Annotated in this window: 18 protein-coding genes; 11 read left to right on the top strand and 7 right to left on the bottom strand. The window is 48.4% G+C overall.

Translation table 11 applies throughout. From position 1 onward, the window contains the following. Positions 1-171 precede the first annotated feature (171 nt). Genes ACR0QE_RS01940 through ACR0QE_RS01925 form a run of 4 tightly spaced genes read left to right on the top strand, consistent with a single transcriptional unit; the run spans position 172 to position 1,589 of the window. Positions 172-675, top strand: a complete 504-nt coding sequence (locus ACR0QE_RS01940; protein WP_432626700.1) for a stage V sporulation T C-terminal domain-containing protein — start codon at positions 172-174, stop codon at positions 673-675. Beyond that, the gene (locus ACR0QE_RS01935) at positions 675-875 is read left to right on the top strand and encodes a hypothetical protein (protein ID WP_432626699.1); all 201 of its coding nucleotides are present in this window, start codon (positions 675-677) and stop codon (positions 873-875) included. Before ACR0QE_RS01940 ends, ACR0QE_RS01935 begins: the two co-directional genes overlap by 1 nt. Beyond that, a complete protein-coding gene (locus ACR0QE_RS01930; protein ID WP_432626698.1) occupies positions 841-1,197 on the top strand; it encodes a hypothetical protein in 357 nt (118 codons plus the stop codon). The genes ACR0QE_RS01935 and ACR0QE_RS01930 overlap by 35 nt, the downstream gene beginning before the upstream one ends. 14 nt (positions 1,198-1,211) lie before the next feature. Then, positions 1,212-1,589 (top strand): zinc ribbon domain-containing protein, encoded by a 378-nt coding sequence (locus ACR0QE_RS01925; RefSeq protein WP_432626697.1) that lies wholly within the window; start codon positions 1,212-1,214, stop codon positions 1,587-1,589. Positions 1,590-1,721: 132 nt separating this feature from the next. Here ACR0QE_RS01925 and ACR0QE_RS01920 read toward each other — a convergent pair whose 3' ends face one another. After that, positions 1,722-1,958, bottom strand: coding sequence for a hypothetical protein (locus tag ACR0QE_RS01920; protein ID WP_432626696.1), 237 nt, complete (start codon positions 1,956-1,958; stop codon positions 1,722-1,724). Positions 1,959-2,323: 365 nt separating this feature from the next. Between ACR0QE_RS01920 and malQ the strand changes: the two genes are divergently transcribed. Then, the gene (gene malQ, locus ACR0QE_RS01915; protein ID WP_432626695.1) at positions 2,324-3,898 is read left to right on the top strand and encodes a 4-alpha-glucanotransferase; all 1,575 of its coding nucleotides are present in this window, start codon (positions 2,324-2,326) and stop codon (positions 3,896-3,898) included. A gap of 187 nt (positions 3,899-4,085) precedes the next feature. Here the strand turns inward: malQ and ACR0QE_RS01910 are convergent, their stop codons facing one another. Next, the gene (locus ACR0QE_RS01910; RefSeq protein WP_432626694.1) at positions 4,086-4,979 is read right to left on the bottom strand and encodes a hypothetical protein; all 894 of its coding nucleotides are present in this window, start codon (positions 4,977-4,979) and stop codon (positions 4,086-4,088) included. 213 nt (positions 4,980-5,192) lie between these two features. On the opposite strand from ACR0QE_RS01910, the gene ACR0QE_RS01905 reads away from it, so the two are divergent. From ACR0QE_RS01905 to ACR0QE_RS01895, 3 genes are all read left to right on the top strand, one after another. Continuing rightward, positions 5,193-5,792: an HD domain-containing protein gene (locus ACR0QE_RS01905; RefSeq protein ID WP_432626727.1), complete on the top strand. Its 600-nt coding sequence runs from the start codon at positions 5,193-5,195 to the stop codon at positions 5,790-5,792. A 28-nt stretch (positions 5,793-5,820) separates the two neighbouring features. Continuing rightward, positions 5,821-5,991: a chorismate--pyruvate lyase gene (locus ACR0QE_RS01900; RefSeq protein ID WP_432626693.1), complete on the top strand. Its 171-nt coding sequence runs from the start codon at positions 5,821-5,823 to the stop codon at positions 5,989-5,991. Positions 5,992-6,159: 168 nt separating this feature from the next. Continuing rightward, positions 6,160-8,907 carry a cation-translocating P-type ATPase gene (locus ACR0QE_RS01895; RefSeq protein WP_432626726.1) on the top strand — a complete coding sequence of 916 codons (2,748 nt, stop codon included), beginning with the start codon at positions 6,160-6,162 and terminating at the stop codon, positions 8,905-8,907. A gap of 95 nt (positions 8,908-9,002) precedes the next feature. Here the strand turns inward: ACR0QE_RS01895 and ACR0QE_RS01890 are convergent, their stop codons facing one another. Beyond that, positions 9,003-9,695, bottom strand: coding sequence for a response regulator transcription factor (locus ACR0QE_RS01890; protein ID WP_432626692.1), 693 nt, complete (start codon positions 9,693-9,695; stop codon positions 9,003-9,005). Between the two features lie 345 nt (positions 9,696-10,040). Between ACR0QE_RS01890 and ACR0QE_RS01885 the strand changes: the two genes are divergently transcribed. Beyond that, positions 10,041-12,374: an ATP-binding protein gene (locus ACR0QE_RS01885; protein ID WP_432626691.1), complete on the top strand. Its 2,334-nt coding sequence runs from the start codon at positions 10,041-10,043 to the stop codon at positions 12,372-12,374. Positions 12,375-12,497: 123 nt separating this feature from the next. Here the strand turns inward: ACR0QE_RS01885 and ACR0QE_RS01880 are convergent, their stop codons facing one another. The 4 genes from ACR0QE_RS01880 to ACR0QE_RS01865 all read right to left on the bottom strand — a co-directional run bounded on the left by ACR0QE_RS01880 (position 12,498) and on the right by ACR0QE_RS01865 (position 15,511). Next, positions 12,498-13,040 (bottom strand): NADH peroxidase, encoded by a 543-nt coding sequence (locus tag ACR0QE_RS01880; RefSeq protein WP_432626690.1) that lies wholly within the window; start codon positions 13,038-13,040, stop codon positions 12,498-12,500. A 227-nt stretch (positions 13,041-13,267) separates the two neighbouring features. After that, a complete protein-coding gene (locus ACR0QE_RS01875) occupies positions 13,268-13,663 on the bottom strand; it encodes a Fur family transcriptional regulator (protein ID WP_432626689.1) in 396 nt (131 codons plus the stop codon). A 167-nt stretch (positions 13,664-13,830) separates the two neighbouring features. Continuing rightward, the gene (locus tag ACR0QE_RS01870; protein ID WP_432626688.1) at positions 13,831-14,769 is read right to left on the bottom strand and encodes a LysR family transcriptional regulator; all 939 of its coding nucleotides are present in this window, start codon (positions 14,767-14,769) and stop codon (positions 13,831-13,833) included. Further along, positions 14,762-15,511: a phosphatase gene (locus ACR0QE_RS01865; RefSeq protein ID WP_432626687.1), complete on the bottom strand. Its 750-nt coding sequence runs from the start codon at positions 15,509-15,511 to the stop codon at positions 14,762-14,764. Before ACR0QE_RS01865 ends, ACR0QE_RS01870 begins: the two co-directional genes overlap by 8 nt. Positions 15,512-15,893: 382 nt before the next feature. Here ACR0QE_RS01865 and ACR0QE_RS01860 point away from each other — a divergent pair, with 382 nt between their 5' ends. Together ACR0QE_RS01860 and ACR0QE_RS01855 are read left to right on the top strand one after the other, a co-directional pair. Further along, entirely contained in the window at positions 15,894-16,622 is a 729-nt protein-coding gene (locus ACR0QE_RS01860) for a S1 RNA-binding domain-containing protein (protein ID WP_432626686.1), read from the top strand. 167 nt (positions 16,623-16,789) lie between these two features. After that, entirely contained in the window at positions 16,790-17,458 is a 669-nt protein-coding gene (locus tag ACR0QE_RS01855) for a GTP pyrophosphokinase (protein ID WP_432626685.1), read from the top strand. Positions 17,459-17,547: the final 89 nt, after the last annotated feature.

Here is a 17,547-nt window from a genome sequence, read left to right as displayed (position 1 = left end):
CTTTTCTGCTTGGAAGTTATGCAACTTGACGGAATTTGTCTTATAATAACACAATGGGTAAGCCGTACTTTTCGTTCTCGGAAATCCAAAGAATCCAGTATTTATGCGGGTTTCCGGGGACGGAAATTTATTTTTTGTCTTTGTTGACCAGGATGGGACGATCTTGGGCGTGTGGTGATTCCGAAGGAGATTCGGCGCACACTCCGGCTGAGAGAGGGAACACCTTTAGAAATCTTTACCGACAGAGAAGGTGAAGTGATCTTGAAAAAGTATTCTCCGATGATGGAGCTGACAGCATTTGCGGGACAGTATGCGGAGTCCATGGCACAATCCACGGGAATGACCGTCTGCATTGCAGACAGGGATCAGGTGATTGCAGTTGCAGGAGGACCGAAAAAAGATCTTCTTCAAAAGACAATCAGTGCGGAACTCGAGGAGGCGGTGAATGAGCGGGAAACTTTTCTTGCAGGAGGCGGAGGCCGGCCGATGCTTCCGATTGCGGATGAAGATCTTGAGGGAATCACGGCGCAGGCAGTTGCGCCGATTATCTGTGAGGGAGATGCAATCGGAGCAGTCATTTTGATGAGCAGGGAACCGAGAGCAAAATTCGGGGATGCAGAACTGAGGCTTGTCACAACAGCAGCTGGCTTTTTGGGGCGCCAGATGGAAGCTTAATGGTTGATCCGGCATACAAGGAAATTGCTGGACTGAAAATTCCATCCAATGTTATAATGCGTATGGATGAGTCAAATCATCTGATATGGATGAATGCAAAAAATGCAAAAGAGAAAATAACCGAAAATCTGCCGGATTTGATGGTGGAAAAGGAGAAAAGAAAACATGACAATGGAAGAAAACAGAAAGAATACTGCTGAGACTGATTGGGAACTTTCAGAAGAATATTATCAGGATCATTCTGAGAAGACGCTGAATCTGGAGGATTTCATTGAGGCAGATGAACCGGATCAGAACGAGGAAGAGACTTTTGGAAAGGACGATGAACTTGGCGGAGAACTTTCCCGTGTGGCGGAGCAGGTTCGTCAGGTGATGGAATTTACGGCGCAGGGAATGTCTGCTGAGGAGATTGCAGATCGTCTCGGTGTGGAAGCTTCCTATGTGAACGATATTGCAGTCTGCGTTCAGGCATTCCCGGAAGATAATCCGATGGCGGTAGCCCGTCTGATTGTGCTCGGTTAAAGGAGGCTGTCCGGATGTTTTTTATCATGGGAATCAGCCAGGGAGAAAAGAAACTGGACTTTGATCAGATGATCGTGTGCAGCCATTGCGGAAAATACGGTCATCTGGAAGTCTATATGATTTATTCGTATCTGAGTCTGTTCTTTATCCCGATTTTTAAGTGGGGACGCAGATATTTTGTGCGGACGACGTGTTGTGGGGCATCGGCAGAGCTGGATGCGGAACTTGGACGCCAGATTGAGCGGGGAGAGGTGACTTCTCTGCCGGAGAACATCATTCCGCACAGTCCGGATGAGTATGCGCCACATCGGATGCATCGCTGTCCGTCATGTGGATTTGAGACAGAGGAAGATTATCAGTTCTGTCCGAAATGCGGTCAGAGATTGAATTAAACAAAAGAGAGACAAGACGGAAAGAGGAGAATTTTCCCCATATTCTGTCTTGTCTCTCTTCTTTTTAGGATACCTGATTAGGATATCTGAACGGAAATTCTCGGCTGTTCAATGACTTAGCAATTTGCTGGTTTATCGAAACAGGTTTGTGACTTCCTGAAAGAGAGCGAGATCGTCCTGCTTGATTTTTATGTTGGAGACGAGTTCTTCCCCCTCCGGCGTAGTGATCTTGAATTCAAGAACGGTTCCCTCCTTGATTCCACGCTTGCTGGCTGCGGACAGAAAGAGCGGAAAACGCGGGTGATTGGACTTAAAGCGGTCCCAGGCAGATTTTAACTGAAGAAGTTTTAATGGATTCATTGGGTTCATTTGTATGAAAATCTCCTTTTTGTTTGATGTGTACTTGAATTTTTTTGTAAGTGATTGCGCTGAAGGATCCTGTAAGGAAATCCTTTTTGCACAGCATATATTATATCCATATTTGCGGGAATTCACAATCTTTTTACGCCCCTCTGAAAATCGTCTGGGCTTGTTCATTGGAAATATAACAGTTGCAACAATGACGGTTGCAGTGGGGAATCAGAACTGGTAAAATGAGAACATCACCATAGTCATAGTCAGGAATGAGCGCAGATCTGTAAGGCAGCTGTTTTGGTTCGCAATATTTCATTAAAACAGGGACCTTGTAAGGAATGTGGAAAGTTTGAAAAATGGGTGAGAAAAGAGGAATGTGTATGGAAAAGAGAGGATGCGGCATGCTGCTTCCGGTGGCAAGCCTTCCGTCAAAGTATGGAATCGGTGCATTTTCAAAGGAGGCTTACGAGTTTGTTGATAAACTTGCTAAGGCCGGGCAGCAGTACTGGCAGATTTTGCCGTTAGGGCCGACCGGTTACGGAGATTCCCCGTATCAGGCATTCAGCGCATTTGCGGGAAATCCGTATTTTATCGATTTGGAGCAGCTGACCAAGGAAGGTCTGCTGACGCAGGAAGAATGTCAGATGGCAGATTTTGGAAGCGATGATCGGGATATTGACTACGGAAAGATTTACGAGAACAGATTTCCTCTTCTGAAAAAGGCATTTTTGCGTTGGGAAGAACAGCAGAAAAAGTCCGGGATGGATGAAAAGGAAATCCGGAAATATTTGAAAAAACAACTCCGTGCCGAGACGAGAGATTACTGTTTCTACATGGCGTTAAAGAATCAGTTTGGCGGAAAGAGTTTCAGTGAATGGGACAAGGATATCCGCACCCGCGAGGAAGATGTGCTCAAGCATTACAAGAAGGAGCTGAGAGAAGAGATCGCGTTCTACGAATTCCAGCAGGTGATGTTTGAGAGACAGTGGAAAGCACTCAAGGCTTATGCAAATGAACATGGAATCCGCATCATCGGAGATATTCCGATTTATGTGGCAGCGGACAGTGCAGACAGTTGGGCACACCCGGAACTGTTCCAGTTTGATGAGGACTGCCGCCCGACTGCGGTTGCAGGATGCCCGCCGGATGCATTCTCGGCGACCGGGCAGCTCTGGGGAAATCCTCTCTACCGCTGGGATTATCACAAGAAGACCGGATACTCCTGGTGGATGGACCGCATGGAGTACAGTTTTGAGCTCTATGATGTTGTCCGCGTGGATCATTTCCGCGGATTTGATGCCTATTATTCCATCCCGGCAGGTTCAAAGACCGCTGAGTTCGGTCACTGGGAGGATGGTCCGGGATATGATCTCTTCAAAAAGATGAATGATCGCTTCGGAAAGCTTGATATCATTGCGGAAGACCTTGGTTTTTTGACACCGTCGGTGTTTAAACTTGTGGAGAAAACGGGATTTCCGGGAATGAAAGTGTTAGAGTTTGCATTTGACGGAGGTCCGGGAAATCAGTATCTTCCTCATCACTATGGGAAGAACTGTGTGGTGTATACAGGAACGCATGACAATATGACGCTTCAGGGCTGGTATCACGATCTGAGTCCGGAGACGAAGAAATTTGCAGTTGAATATCTCGGAAATGAGCAGACACCGCAGGGAGAGATTCACTGGGATTACATCCGTCTTGCGCTCTCAAGCACGGCGCGCCTTGCCGTGATTCCGGTTCAGGATTATCTTGGACTTGGAAATCGTGCGAGAATCAATGAACCGTCCACGCTTGGAAAAAACTGGCGCTGGAGAATGAAGAGCGAGGATCTGACAGAAGAGATTCTTGAGCGGTGCAGACAGATGGCAGAGCGGTATAGCCGAGTGCCGGAGAAAAAGCCGGAATCTGAAAGAGTTGAGGAAGAAAGCGCAGGTGCTGATCAGAGCGCTCAATAAAAAAGAAGAGTGTTCAGAGTGTCAATCAACGAAGAAATTGCTCAAGTGATTCAGCAAAGAAAAAATGAAAAAGAAAAAACTGCTGCTCCCAGTTTCTGCACAGACAGATCCATCGGGAACAGCAGTTTTTTGATAGTTTACAAATGCTTGTTTAACGTAAAATCGATTGAAAATAATGCCTGCGGCATTACGGGAGATCGAGAACGAGTCCCTCATCAGATTCCTCTTCGCTGGAAGACTCCTCAGCGGATTCCACGGTAGCTTCCTCTGTGACAGAAGATGCTTTGCCGGATTTGGAGGAGGATGCTGCGGCGGTAGTCTCCTCTTCCGGAATGACGGCATTTGTCTCATCTGTCAGTCCCGGGGTGACGGTTTCTGTAGGATTTTCCCCAACCTGGTGAAGAGGACCTTCCGAGCATTCCAAAGATTCTGCCATTCCGTTTTTGTGAATGACATAGCTGCGCTGAATCTCATTTCCGGCTTTGTCGAGAGCGGTGATCTGGATTCCATTGCTTCCGACTTTGTAGGAGACAATACCGGAGGAACGATCGAAGACAAGAGGCTCAATCGCCTGTCCATCCGCATTTACCGCCTTGATGGAATCAAAATTGACTCCGGACTGGCTGTCATTGACATTCAGAGTCAGAATGTCGTTGTCAAACTTTGGAGAGTCAAAAGTCGGAGGAACATCATCGAGAACATTGACGTGGTCGAAAAACTGTCCGAACATCCCGTTGATATTTGTGATATCAGCTTCCACGGAACCGTTTTTATTGACGGTCACAACATAGGAACGCTTAGACTCCTGTGTCAGTTCAAGCGGAGTTCCGTCGAGTGTTACTTCAAGAGACTTTACCGGGAAGAGAGACTTGATCTGAACCCGAACCTGAGTAGTCAGATAATCTTGGGTGTCTGCAACTTCAATGGTAAGTTTTGGAGCAGCTGTCACACAGTAAAAAAGAATTCCGTTAAAAATTAAAAACGGAAGAACATAAAAAAGCAGTACATGCCGAAACCCATCGGAAGATCTTCTCCGGGGATGGCTGGACTGCCGATTGGATTGATTCTGATATGATCCCATAGAACACTCCTTATTTCCAGGCAGATGCCTTGATTTCTGCACATAAGCATAACAGAAAAACAGGGCTTTTACAAGAAAAGATTTTCTTACGATCACTCTTTGTACAGTAACCTCTTTTCACGTAGATTCAGCTGTGATATAATGAGCGTTAACGAACGTTATAATAAAACATAGGCGTGTCAGGGCGGGCTGACCGGTGTGAAAGGATGTACGATGATCGAGAGGGCGGCGGAATTTGCGGCAAAGGCACATGAAGGTGTGATGAGAAAGGGAAGCAAAGTTCCTTATATCTATCATCCTATGGAGGTGGCGCTGATTGTGGCGCTTCTGACGACAGATGAGGAAGTGATCGCAGCAGCATATCTGCACGACGTGTTGGAGGATACCGATGTGACTCCGGAGGAGCTGGAAGCAGCTTTTGGACCGAGAGTGAGAAGTCTGGTGGAGTCAGAGAGTGAGAACAAGGCCCTGACCTGGAAAGAACGCAAGGGGGCGACGATTCAGCGTCTGAAGACGGCATCCATGGAGACGAAGATTCTTACACTCGGAGATAAATTGAGCAATATGCGTTCGACCGCGCGGGATTATATGGTGGAAGGAGAACGTCTCTGGCAGCGTTTTCACGAGACGAGACCGGAGAGCCATCGATGGTATCTGGAGGGGGTTCTGGAAGGCTTGAAGGAGCTTGAGAATACCTCTGCATATCAGGAACTGGTGCGCCTGTATCATTTTGTTTACGAGGGCAAATGGGGGCCGATTGCACCGGAGGAGAAAACCAATAGAATAACGGACCATGAATCACTTAGAAGATAACGATAAATAAGAAAAAGGACGAAGAGAGATGGAACCACGCGAATATATTGTAGAGCAGATCGATGGAGATTACGCGCATTTAAGAAGAACCGATGTACAGGAGGCTGAACTCAAACTTGTGGCGCGCGCCCTGCTTCCGGATGGCATCATGGAGGGAAGCCGTCTCCACTATGAGATGCTGGAGTATACCCTGTTATAAGCCAGAATGAATCACGCATCAAGTCTGTGCAGGCATTGATTGGAACTCAGCTTAAATAACAAAAAACAGATCGATAACAAAGAGTCTGCTGCGGGAGTCCGCATGCAGGCTTTTTTTGCGTCATATGATGTAACAGTCTGAACGGAGAAGAAAAGGATGGCGTGCAGGATGGGTGAGTGGTATCGATGTCCGGGAAAGGAAGTGTGCAGACAATTTCAGGTGCCGGAACATGGTCTTAGTGAAAAACAGGCGGAGAAGCGTCTGTTGGAGGCGGGAGAGAACTGTCTGAGAGGGCAGAGGGAGAAAAAGGCCTGGCAGGTGTTTGCGGAACAGTTTGCAGATCTGCTTGTATGGATTCTCTTAGCGGCCGCAATGGTGTCGGCGCTGTCAGGGGATTTTGAGAGCACGGCGGTGATCGGTGCAGTTTTGATATTGAATGCGGTTCTGGGAACGGTTCAGCATGAAAAGGCGAGAAAATCCCTGGAAAGTCTGAGAGCCATGTCAGCGCCGTCTGCCCGCGTGATGCGGAATGGAGAGATCAAGGAGATCCCGTCCCGCGAGATAGTTCCGGGAGATCTGATGATTCTGGCAGCGGGAGATCTGATCTCTGCGGACGGGAGAATTCTGGAAGCTCATGGACTCCGGGTGAATGAGAGCGCCCTGACCGGTGAGGCAGAGAGTGTATGTAAGCAGGAAGGTGCCATTTTGGAGAGCGGGACAATCGGGATCGGAGATCAAAATAATATGGTGTTTTCCGGATCGCTTGTGACGGCGGGGCGCGGACTTGCGGTTGTGACGGCGACCGGCATGAAAACGGAGATCGGAAAGATTGCCGGTATGATGAATGAGACGCGGGAGAAGGAGACACCTCTTGAACTTGCGATGGAGAGTTTCGGAAGACGCTTGGCAGGTGGGATTCTCTTGATCTGCGCACTTGTATTTGTGCTGAGCCTTTACCGGAAAATGCCGGTTTTGGAGGCCCTGATGTTTGCCGTGGCGCTGGCTGTTGCGGCAATTCCGGAGGCGCTCGGGTCGATTGTCACGATTGTGCAGGCGATGGGAACGCAGCAGATGGCGAAGGAGCACGCGATCATAAAAGATTTGAAGGCAGTCGAGAGCCTTGGCTGCGTCTCGGTGATCTGTTCCGATAAGACAGGGACGCTGACGCAAAACGAGATGCATATCGAACGATTGTGGAGCGGCGGACAGGGCGTGGACGTTGGCACAGAGACGGGGCTGAGAGGAGAGTCAGTCTGGGAAGTACGGGGGAACAGATCGACGCAAACAGCGGGTACAAATAAGAACAGACAGATAACTATGTGTGAGAACAGGCAGGCAAATATGCATGAGAGTATGCAAAGGAAGATGCGAGAAAAAATAAAAACACCGGAGATCAGAAAACTTCTTTTTGCTGCCGTTTTGAACAACGATGGGCATGGAGATGTTGGCGATCCGATGGAAAAGGCACTTTTGGAGACCGCGGAATCGGTGGGGATTTCGGCGGAAAGCCTGAAGCGGGAATATCCGAGAATCGATGAGATCCCATTTGACTCGAAACGAAAACGGATGAGCACCCTGCACCGCTGCCCCGATGGAACGGGCCTTTTGATTGTGAAGGGAGCATGGGAGGTGATTGTGGAATTCTGCACGGAGATTCAGACGCCGTCCGGAGTTCGGGCGATGGATGCGGGATGGCGTAGACGGATCGGGCAGGAGACGGCAGAATGGGCGAAAAATGGATTTCGCGTCCTGGCCTTTGCATTCCGACGGGGCAAAGCTGCCGGGGAAAAGATTGGAAAAAGAGAAGAAAATCTGGTTTTTCTCGGAATGGCGGCATTCTTAGATCCGCCTCGTCAGGAATCGCAGGCAGCGGTTGCGACTGCAAAGAGGGCAGGGATCCGGACAATTATGATTACGGGAGATCACAGGGGAACTGCGGAGGCGATTGCAGAAAAGATCGGAATCCGGATACCGGCCCGGAACGATCAGACCGTGACGGGAGCGGAATTAGACCGGATGACGGAGGGAGAACTGAGAGAACGGCTTGAGAGGATTTCCGTCTATGCGAGGGTATCCCCGGAACATAAAATCCGCATTGTGAGGGCATGGCAACAGCAGGGAAAAGTTGTGGCGATGACGGGGGACGGGGTCAATGATGCACCGGCGCTCAGAATGGCGGATGTCGGAGTTGCGATGGGAAACAGTGGAACACAGGTGTCGCGGGATGCGGCCTCAATGATCTTGACGGATGACAACTTTGCAACAATTGTGAAGGCGGTCGCAAACGGAAGAAATGTTTACCGGAATATCCGCCATGCGATTGAATTTCTGCTGTCCGGAAATATGGCAGGGATTCTCTGTGTATTGTATACATCAATTTTCGCCCTTCCGGTTCCGTTTGAGCCGGTACATCTGCTCTTTATCAATCTGTTGACGGATTCACTTCCGGCAGTTGCGATCGGAATGGAGCCGCAGGAGGAGGGGCTCCTTGATCTTCCGCCCCGAAATCCGGGGGAGGGAATTATCACGGCGAGACTTGCACTCGGGGTCCTGCTTCAGGGAAGTCTGATCGCGTGCAGTACAATGGCGGCATATGCAGTCGGTCTTCGCGATCATGCTGAAACTGCGAGCACGATGGCATTTGCTTCCCTGACACTTGCCCGTCTCTTTCATGGATTCAACTGCCGCAGCCGCCACAGCCTCAGCCGGATCGGAATTTTCAGCAATCTGTGGAGTGTGCTTGCACTGGGGGCAGGAACTGCCCTTCTCGGGGCAGTGCTGTTTCTGCCGAAGTTACAGCCGCTGTTTGAGACTGCGGATTTGAGTGGAACGCAGACGATGGCCCTGTTTCTGTTTGCTCTCCTGCCGACGATTGTGATTCAGGGCGGAAAGATGATGCGCGAGGCTCTCGAATAAGACCTCGCACAGGAACCAGACAGTATGCGCAATGACAGGTGCAGACAGGTACGGTGACAGGTACAGCAATAGGTGCAGGGATGTGCGATAAAGGTTTACGGGACAAAGCGGTATCCGAGACCTCGCACAGTTACAATGTGGCGGGGTTTCTGCTTGTCATCCTCAATTTTGCTGCGGAGACGGTTGATATAGACCATGATCGCGTTGTCGTCGACAATCACAGAATTTCCCCATACCTGCTCATAGATCATTTCCTTTGTGAAGACCTGATTAGGGTGGCGCAGGAAAAGCAGGAGAATCGCACTTTCCCGCGCAGAGAGAATCAGTTCCTCTCCATTTCGATAAAAACGCATTGTCGAAGAGTGGTAGGAAAACGGGCCGCATTCAAGCACATCCGAGTGATTGAGAATCAGGTCTTTATTGCGCCGGATCAGAGCTTTTACCTTCGCTCCGAGCACGAGAGGGCGAAATGGTTTTGTGATATAGTCGTCGGCGCCGATGGAGAGACCGTAGAGGGAATCGTAATCTTCGCTTCGCCCGCTGACAATGATAACAGGAGTTTTGATTCCCTGACTGCGCATCTGTTTGATGACCTCAAATCCCTCCATATCCCCGAGCATGACGTCGAGAAGAACCAGCGCATAGCTGTTGCTGTTTCTTGCAAGCAGGGAGAGGGCAGAGGCACCACAGTCTGCAACATCGGTGTCGAGATCGTTGCTGTGCATGACTTTTTCAAGCAGTTTGCAGATTGCCGGATCATCGTCGACAATCAGTACTTTGTCGTTCATAGAAATCCCTTCTTTTCGTTTCCAATTTTTCGATCGTTTCCTTTCATGCGTTGTGCAGGCTGTAACGAAAGTTTTTCTTCCTGCACAAAGGATCTGTTGCAGGATGTGAAGCGCATGAAGGGTAACGGATTTGGTGAGAACGTTTGGACATTTAATAAAAAATATTATAATATTAACAAAGAAGTGAGTCAATATAAGATGAAACTGCATCTGCCCGGACAGGCTGGGAACCGCTGCTATTTGCGTAACGCGTGAACAGTAACTGGGAACTTAGATAAAATCAAATGAAGACGAAACACAAATAAAAAAATGAGGAAAAACGGGAAGAAGAATGGGGAAAGAAAAATGAAAAAAGAAAAACAGAGCCAGGGTAGACAGAGAGAGGGAGACAATCAGGGCCAGAGGGAAGAGCGACAGGAGATAAAACAGAAGAAAAACCGGATTCCAAAGATTACGGCGCTTCTGCTTGCCGTGGCGGTTTTTCTGGTGATTCTGATCGGAAAGCAGAGCTGGAATGAGTACCGGGATTCGATCATCGACAATCAGAAAAAGCAGCTGCTCCTGACGGTTCAGGGACTTCGGGACAGCATGGAGGAATTCATGGCTTCTTATGTGGATGATCTTGAGGGATTGTGTATCCTGTCGGAGAAGAACTGGAATCAGGGGGAAATCCCAGAAGAGAACCAGAGTGGCGCCCAAAACGAAAAAACGAAAGAACTTGTGGGCTGGAGCTGTCTGAAAGAGTACGTGGATACCCATGAGAGACGCGTTGTCGATGTCGTTGCGGAAGATCTTGACGGAAAGGTGATTGCAAGTGTGCATGGGTCTGAGATCGAGAAGATTTACTCGGAAAACAGAATTGACCAATTTCAGACTCTGATCCAGGCGAGACTCACAAACGGAAATATGGAACTGATTCTCCAGAGAGAAATTCCGGGAGAAGGAAAACTGTCGCTGATTCTCGACACGGAGCGGTATTTTGAGACGATGATGGCGGGACTTCGCGTCGGAAAAAACGGATATGTGCTCCTGAAAGATTCCAAGGGAGTCATTCTGCTTCACCCGGAGAGGGAACAGTGGGGAATCGACGCGATTCAGGACAGAGAAAAACTCTATCCCGGACTGGATTTAAGCAGCCTTCAGGCGCTGATCGAGAAACAGAACCGAGGAGAAGAGGGGGTCGATGACTATTATTCCTACTGGTGGATGGAGCCGAATCAGCCCCGCGTGCGTAAGATCTGCGCGTATTCTCCTATGTATATCGGGGAGGATTTTCTGGTGCTGAGTGCCGTGATGGATTACGATGAAGTCTATATTCCGGTTGCAGTTGGAGTCGTCCGCCTGATCACAATTTTTATCATTTTCTTTGGCATTTTAATCGTGATGGGAATTGTGCTCGGAGGAATGTTCATGCAGAGCAAAAAAGACTCAGAGCGGATCGCTTATCTGACGGAACTGAACGGAATTCTGGAGAAAATGCATCAGAGTGAGGAGAGAATTGCCCACCAGCAGCGCCTTCAGATTATGGGAACGATGACAGGCGGAATTGCACATGAGTTCAACAACCTGCTGACGCCGATTATGGGATATGCGGATCTTCTGATGATGGATCTGCCGGAAGATTCGGAGAGTTTCAGCAATGCATATGAGATCTATGAGGCTTCCGTCAAGGCAAAGGAGATCATTCAGCAGATTTCCTCGCTCAGCCGCAAAAATATGGAGACGGTTTACAAGAATGCGGGGGCAGCCAATGTCCTGCGCCGGGCACTCAAGATGGTGACTTCTGTCTGCCCGGACAATGTCACGATAGAGACGGATCTGAAAGTCGGAGAAGTCTGTATTCTCTGCAATGAGACACAGATGAATCAGGTGATTTTAAATATCTGTGTCAATGCGATTCAGGCGATTGGGCGCCGGGAAGATGGAAAACTTCGCGTTGAGGCGCGCGTGGCAGATCGCGAGGAGCTGACGGCAGTTGTCACGGACGAGATTCCGGAGACCTGGGAGAGATATGTGAAGATTGACATTTCCGATAACGGATGCGGAATGAGCGATGAGGTTCTCCGCCAGATCTTTGATCCGTTCTTCACGACGAAGAAGGGGGGAAAGGGAACCGGACTTGGACTGGCACTTGTGGAGCAGATCATCGGTTCTCATAAGGGCTACATTCAGGCAGAGAGCGTCCTGGATCAGGGAAGTGTGTTCCACATCTGGATTCCGGTCAATGAACAGAAAGAAGAACTTTCCCTGTCCGGACAGAAAAATGTTGATGGGAATGGAAAGGCAGAGACCGCACAGATCCGAATTCTTGTGATTGATGACAATGCGAAAGTCCTTCAGATTTTAAAGAAAGATGCAGATCGGCAGAATGCAGAGCTGACCGGAAGCATGACGTTCATGCAGGCGAGACAGAGACTTGAAGAGCAGGATTTTGACCTTCTTGTTGTGGATCAGGAGGTTGAGGGGCAGAGTGCGCTCGAATTCTGCATGGCGATTCAGGGACAGGAACCGAATCTTGTCAAGATTGTCATGGCAGATCATGTGACGAAAGAACTGATTGAGGCGAGGGAGCGAGGAATCATTCAGGCATATTTGGACAAGCCGGTTTCTGTGATGCAGATCTTGAATACTTCGCTTCAGATTCATTCGGAAGCGGAGAAAATGAAAGGCAGAAATTAGAAATTATCAAATTAGAAATAGAAAGCATCCTGTACGTGTCAGTTGACCAATACAGGATGCTTTCTTTATTCACTATTCAGCATTTATTTAGAAAATTATGAGAATGACATTGCGTTTTAAAGATTAGCCAAAGTATCTCTTCAGCAGACCCTCAAATGCCTTGCCGTGTCTAGCCTCATCTCTGGCCATCTCATGAACGGTGTCATGGATTGCATCCAGGTTAGCTGCCTTAGCGCGCTTAGCCAGATCTACCTTACCAGCGGTTGCGCCGTTCTCAGCGTCAACACGCATCTGCAGGTTCTTCTTGGTGCTGTCGGTAACAACCTCGCCTAACAGCTCTGCAAACTTAGCAGCGTGCTCAGCCTCCTCATATGCAGCCTTCTCGTAGTACAGACCGATCTCCGGATAGCCCTCTCTGTGAGCAACTCTTGCCATTGCCAGATACATACCAACCTCAGAGCACTCGCCCTCGAAGTTTGCTCTCAGATCTTTCAGGATATCTTCGCTTACGCCCTGAGCAACGCCAACTACATGCTCAGCAGCCCAGGTCTTCTCACCGCTCTGCTCTTTGAACTTGGAAGCAGGAGCTTTACATACCGGGCAGAACTCCGGTGCATTCTCGCCTTCGTATACATAACCACATACCGTACAAACCCATTTCTTCATAACTCAGATCTCCTTTTCTATAAAAATAATTTTGATTCGTTTTAAATACTGGTTCCTATGGTAATCGTTCCTGTTCCTCCCGCAAAGGATCTTAAACTCTTAAAACTTTTGAGATAAGTTTTTCGAAAAGTTTCTTGAAATCAAAAACAGTAATGATTACTGATATTAAGATACCACAACTTATTCGGAATGTCAAGCGTATTTGAGAAAAAAGTAAAAATTTTGTATCAGTGCATCTTCTGTTTTAGACAGGTTCCACATGTTCCGTAGAAATATACGGTGTGGCTCTCGATTTTTCCGTCCGTGACGGCATTTGCCGTGTCATTTAAGTCAGCGATCGGAGCGAGGGCAAGATCCTGGACTGCCCCGCAGGACTGACAGACAAAATGGTAGTGCGGAGAAGTGTCGGCATCAAAATGATCTTTTCCGTCTCCGCAGGTGAGCTTCTGGATTTCACCGAGCTCCACTAAAAGATTTAAGTTGCGGTAAACAGTTCCGAGACTGATGTTTGGGAATTCCTCGCGGATGCTCGAGTAAACGGCATCTGCGGTCGGATGATCCTTTCTTCCCATCAGGCACGCCTTGATGGATTCCCGCTGACGGCTGTATTTCAGTACTTTCATAAAAAACTCCCTTTCTTTTATGATTTTTGAAACTAAAATTTCGTTTTATTCGGTTGTCAAGTTGCGTTGTTTCATAAAAGATAAAAATAATAACGATTCCTATATTCAATATAATCATAAAAGAAAGAGAAAAGAAAGTCAAGAATTGGAGCTAATTAAGCAAAAAATTAAATGGTCTCTTTTGCGATTTGTATGAATTCTTTTGTTGCCTGAGACATATAATGACCTTTGTGGTAACCGATTGCGAGGACGCCGTGTGCCTTCGGGTAGTCTAGGGAATAGAAGCTGACCGGTATTTTGTTTTCACTGCCGGTGGCAAGCTCCCGGTAGCTGGAGATAAACATCTTCGGGTAGAAGGTGATGCCCATTCCCTTGATCGCAAGTGCGAGAACCGTCTCGATGTTTTCGGTTTCGAGGACGATATTCGGGGAGACTTCCGCCTCCTCAAACATCTCATCTGCAAGCGTGCGCACCCGGTTTCCCTTGTTGATCAGAAGAAACGGGCAGCGGCTTAACAGCTTCAGATCAATGTGATGGGAGAGCTGTTCTTTGATCTCCTCGAGCTGTCCCGGGAAAGCTTTTTCGAGAACAGCGTCCGGAACCGCAAGAAGAATCTCTTCCTCGCAGATCGGAACGGTCTCGACATTTTCCACTTTGATCGGGAGCATATCGATCAGCAGATCGATGTTGCCGTGCAGCAGATCGTCCGCAAGTTCTGAGGAATTGCCCTCCTCGAGCCGCAGCTCAATATTCGGAAAACGTTCTTTGTATACAGGAAGGATTTCCGGGAGAATCACGCGGCCGCGGGTGTGGGAGAGACCGATTGTGAGCTGACCGACAGAGAAATCTTTGATGTCGGAGAGTTCGCGGTAAGTCTCATCGCGCAGCTCGAGAAGCTGGCGCGCCTTTGCCTTGAGCGCGTGACCTGCATACGTCAGGGTGAGCGGAGTCGTGCGGTTAAAGAGAACCACGTCGAACTCCTTTTCCATATTGGAAATATGATTGCTCAGGGACTGCTGGGAGATGAAAAGGCGTTTTGCGGCCTTTGTGAAATTCAGCTCCTCGGCAGCCACGAGAAAGTATTCCAGATTCAGGAAATTAATCATTTGCCGAACCTCCTGCGGTCAGCATTTTCGCCAGATAAGGGATGTAGGAAGCGGCTTTCTCAAGCGAGGTATTCACGACAAGCTCCTCCGGGAAATCAACTTCCTTTAAGAGTTCGTGGGCACGGCTGTGATTGCCGACGTCCGCCTCACAGTGGGCATCACTGTCGATGACGATGGAGGTCTTGTGTTTCTTACAGAGCTCGAGCATCGTCAGGTAGTTCTCTCTGGCATTCTTGCGGTTGCTCTGCGGGTGCAGGGAACTGGAATTCACCTCGAGAAGAACGTGTTCTTCCTTTGCGGCACACACAAGCGTCTCATAGTCGATCGGGAAACGTCCGTCATCGGGATGACCGATGATCTGCACGGACGGATGCTTCATGGCGCCGAGATAGGCAGCCGTATTCTGGGCGACGGTTCCGCTTGTGAAGCACGGGTCGTGGATGCTTGCAATGCCGAAATCAAGGCCCCGGAGATAGCGTGGCTCCAAGTCGACGCTGCCGAGGTAGTCGATGATGTTTAACTCACATCCGAGCATCAGACGGACTCCGTAAATCTCTCTCGGAACCACCTTAAAATTGATAAAATAAAAAGGATGGCAGGCTCCCGGGATTCCCGGCGCATGCTCCGTGACACCTAAGAGACTCAGTCCCTTGTCAGAAGCAGAGCGAACCATCTCATAAAGAGTATTGTATGCATGGCCACTGACAATTGTGTGGCTGTGCAGATCCATGATGTCTTTCATAAAAATGTCCTCGTTGTATTGTAGTTTGTATTGCCCGCCTGAAAAAAGATTCCTGTTATGGCCTGTGCCTGCCAGGTTCATTTTGTTTATCGGGTTTATCAGGGCTGGAAAGCTCTTTGCAGTAGTTTTTATTATAGCACATTTTTACATATAAAACTATGGAAAAAAGGGTAAAAATGTGGTAAAGTCAACATAGTGTTACTGTATACGGGTAGGCACTTTTGGAACCGAAAGTGCCGTACAATAAACGTAATGGTCGCGGGAATTTGCCGTATTTAAATGCGAAGCCACGGCAAATTCCGTTGCTGGTCATGCAGGGCATGAACAGTAACAACATAGTTGCCGGTGTCTGAACCGGCGAGAAAAGAGGAGGACTTGACTTATGAGCGAAGAAGTAAAAGAGACGATGGAGGATTACGCCAGCGAGCTGGAGGCATCCTATAAAGAGTTTGATCAGCGCCGCAACAGCCGTTATGAGGAGCAGGATGGTCCGGATGCAGAGAAGTGGGCAGAACTGGCTCAGATGATGGAAGATAAGACGGTCACCACCGTAAAAGTAAAGGAAGCCGTAAAAGGCGGACTGGTTGCTTATATCAATGATGTACAGGGCTTTATCCCGGCATCTCAGGTTTCTACTCACTATGTAGAGAAGTTAGAAGACTGTGTTGGCCAGCATCTCGATGTTGTTCCGATCACCGTTGATCCGGAGAAGAAGAGACTCGTGCTCTCCGCAAGAGCTGTCATGAGAGAGAAAGAGGCAGCCGAGCGTGCAGAGAAGATGGCAAGCATTCAGGTTGGTGAGATTGTAGAGGGAACCGTAGATTCTCTGAAGGATTACGGCGCATTCGTAAATCTGGACAACGGACTGAGCGGACTGATTCACGTTTCCCAGATCAGCAAGCAGAGAGTAAAGAATCCGGCTGCTGTTCTCAAAGAGGGTGAGAAGGTAAAGGCAAAGATCATTGCACTCAAGGATGGCAAGATCAGCTTAAGCATCAAGGCTCTCGACGAGGATGTGGAGGCAGCAGAAGAGACGAATACCTATGATTACAAGGAGAGCGGTGAGGCAACAACCGGTCTTGGCGCACTGCTGAAAGGCCTGAAACTTTAGGGTGTATTTGCCTGAATCCATTGTGGTTCTTTGTGGATTTGGGTGCACTCTGGGATTCCGGTCCGGCAGGCTCTTATGTGAAAAGAAAAAGAAACGCAGATTTCGATTCTGCGTTTCGTGCATTTAGAAATTTGTGCATTTAGAAAAAAGAAGGAGGGATAGGTAAGATGAATATCCCCGATGCATACAGCCAGTTGGACCAGTGGAACTCGGTAATGTTTCTGTATGATTCGGCGCTCAAGGCGATTAACACAAAAATTGATATCCTGAATGGGGAGTTTGTCCATATTTACGGGCACACTCCGATTGAGCATATCAAATCACGTCTGAAGACGCCGGAGAGCATTGTCAAAAAACTCAAAGGCGATGGTCACGAAGTCACGATTGAAAATATGGTGGAAAAACTCAGTGACATCGCCGGAATCCGGATTATCTGTTCGTTTACCCAGGATATTTACAAGATTGCGGACATGATTGCCAGACAGAAAGATGTGACGGTTCTCTATGTGAAGGATTACATCAAACAGCCGAAACCGAACGGATATAAGAGTTATCACATGGTCGTGACGATTCCGATTTATCTGACGGAGGGACCGGTGGAGACAAAGGTGGAGATCCAGATCCGCACAGTCGCAATGGATTTCTGGGCAAGTCTGGAACACAAGATTTATTATAAGTTTGAGGGCAATGCGCCTGATTTTCTCGAGGCGGAGCTGAAGGCATGTGCAGATATGGTGGATATGCTTGATGCGAAGATGTTTTCCTTAAACCAGTCCATTCTGGCACTGGGGCAGGATGGCCGGGAAAATACGCAGGAACAGAAGAAAGACAAATAAGGATAGAATTGGGAGTACAAACGGCGCTGTTTCGCATATTTTCTGCAAAAGTGGAGCAGGATAACTCAGAGTGGATGCGCAGTGATTCT

Source organism: Brotaphodocola sp. (genome assembly GCF_050873065.1).
Taxonomy (GTDB): Bacteria; Bacillota; Clostridia; order Lachnospirales; family Lachnospiraceae; genus Brotaphodocola.
The sequence above is the reverse complement of the archived record's forward strand: the minus strand, read 5'-3'. Positions and strand labels throughout refer to the sequence as shown.

What these genes read in the sequence shown, in the direction of transcription:
- ACR0QE_RS01890 (WP_432626692.1), bottom strand. Translation starts at nt 9,695, where the DNA reads ATGAACGACAAAGTACTGATTGTCGACGATGATCCGGCAATCTGCAAA.
- malQ (WP_432626695.1), top strand. Translation starts at nt 2,324, where the DNA reads ATGGAAAAGAGAGGATGCGGCATGCTGCTTCCGGTGGCAAGCCTTCCG.
- ACR0QE_RS01910 (WP_432626694.1), bottom strand. Translation starts at nt 4,979, where the DNA reads ATGGGATCATATCAGAATCAATCCAATCGGCAGTCCAGCCATCCCCGG.
- ACR0QE_RS01870 (WP_432626688.1), bottom strand. Translation starts at nt 14,769, where the DNA reads ATGATTAATTTCCTGAATCTGGAATACTTTCTCGTGGCTGCCGAGGAG.
- ACR0QE_RS01920 (WP_432626696.1), bottom strand. Translation starts at nt 1,958, where the DNA reads ATGAACCCAATGAATCCATTAAAACTTCTTCAGTTAAAATCTGCCTGG.
- ACR0QE_RS01900 (WP_432626693.1), top strand. Translation starts at nt 5,821, where the DNA reads ATGGAACCACGCGAATATATTGTAGAGCAGATCGATGGAGATTACGCG.
- ACR0QE_RS01885 (WP_432626691.1), top strand. Translation starts at nt 10,041, where the DNA reads ATGAAAAAAGAAAAACAGAGCCAGGGTAGACAGAGAGAGGGAGACAAT.
- ACR0QE_RS01930 (WP_432626698.1), top strand. Translation starts at nt 841, where the DNA reads ATGACAATGGAAGAAAACAGAAAGAATACTGCTGAGACTGATTGGGAA.
- ACR0QE_RS01860 (WP_432626686.1), top strand. Translation starts at nt 15,894, where the DNA reads ATGAGCGAAGAAGTAAAAGAGACGATGGAGGATTACGCCAGCGAGCTG.
- ACR0QE_RS01935 (WP_432626699.1), top strand. Translation starts at nt 675, where the DNA reads ATGGTTGATCCGGCATACAAGGAAATTGCTGGACTGAAAATTCCATCC.
- ACR0QE_RS01905 (WP_432626727.1), top strand. Translation starts at nt 5,193, where the DNA reads ATGATCGAGAGGGCGGCGGAATTTGCGGCAAAGGCACATGAAGGTGTG.
- ACR0QE_RS01875 (WP_432626689.1), bottom strand. Translation starts at nt 13,663, where the DNA reads ATGAAAGTACTGAAATACAGCCGTCAGCGGGAATCCATCAAGGCGTGC.
- ACR0QE_RS01865 (WP_432626687.1), bottom strand. Translation starts at nt 15,511, where the DNA reads ATGAAAGACATCATGGATCTGCACAGCCACACAATTGTCAGTGGCCAT.
- ACR0QE_RS01895 (WP_432626726.1), top strand. Translation starts at nt 6,160, where the DNA reads ATGGGTGAGTGGTATCGATGTCCGGGAAAGGAAGTGTGCAGACAATTT.
- ACR0QE_RS01855 (WP_432626685.1), top strand. Translation starts at nt 16,790, where the DNA reads ATGAATATCCCCGATGCATACAGCCAGTTGGACCAGTGGAACTCGGTA.
- ACR0QE_RS01925 (WP_432626697.1), top strand. Translation starts at nt 1,212, where the DNA reads ATGTTTTTTATCATGGGAATCAGCCAGGGAGAAAAGAAACTGGACTTT.
- ACR0QE_RS01880 (WP_432626690.1), bottom strand. Translation starts at nt 13,040, where the DNA reads ATGAAGAAATGGGTTTGTACGGTATGTGGTTATGTATACGAAGGCGAG.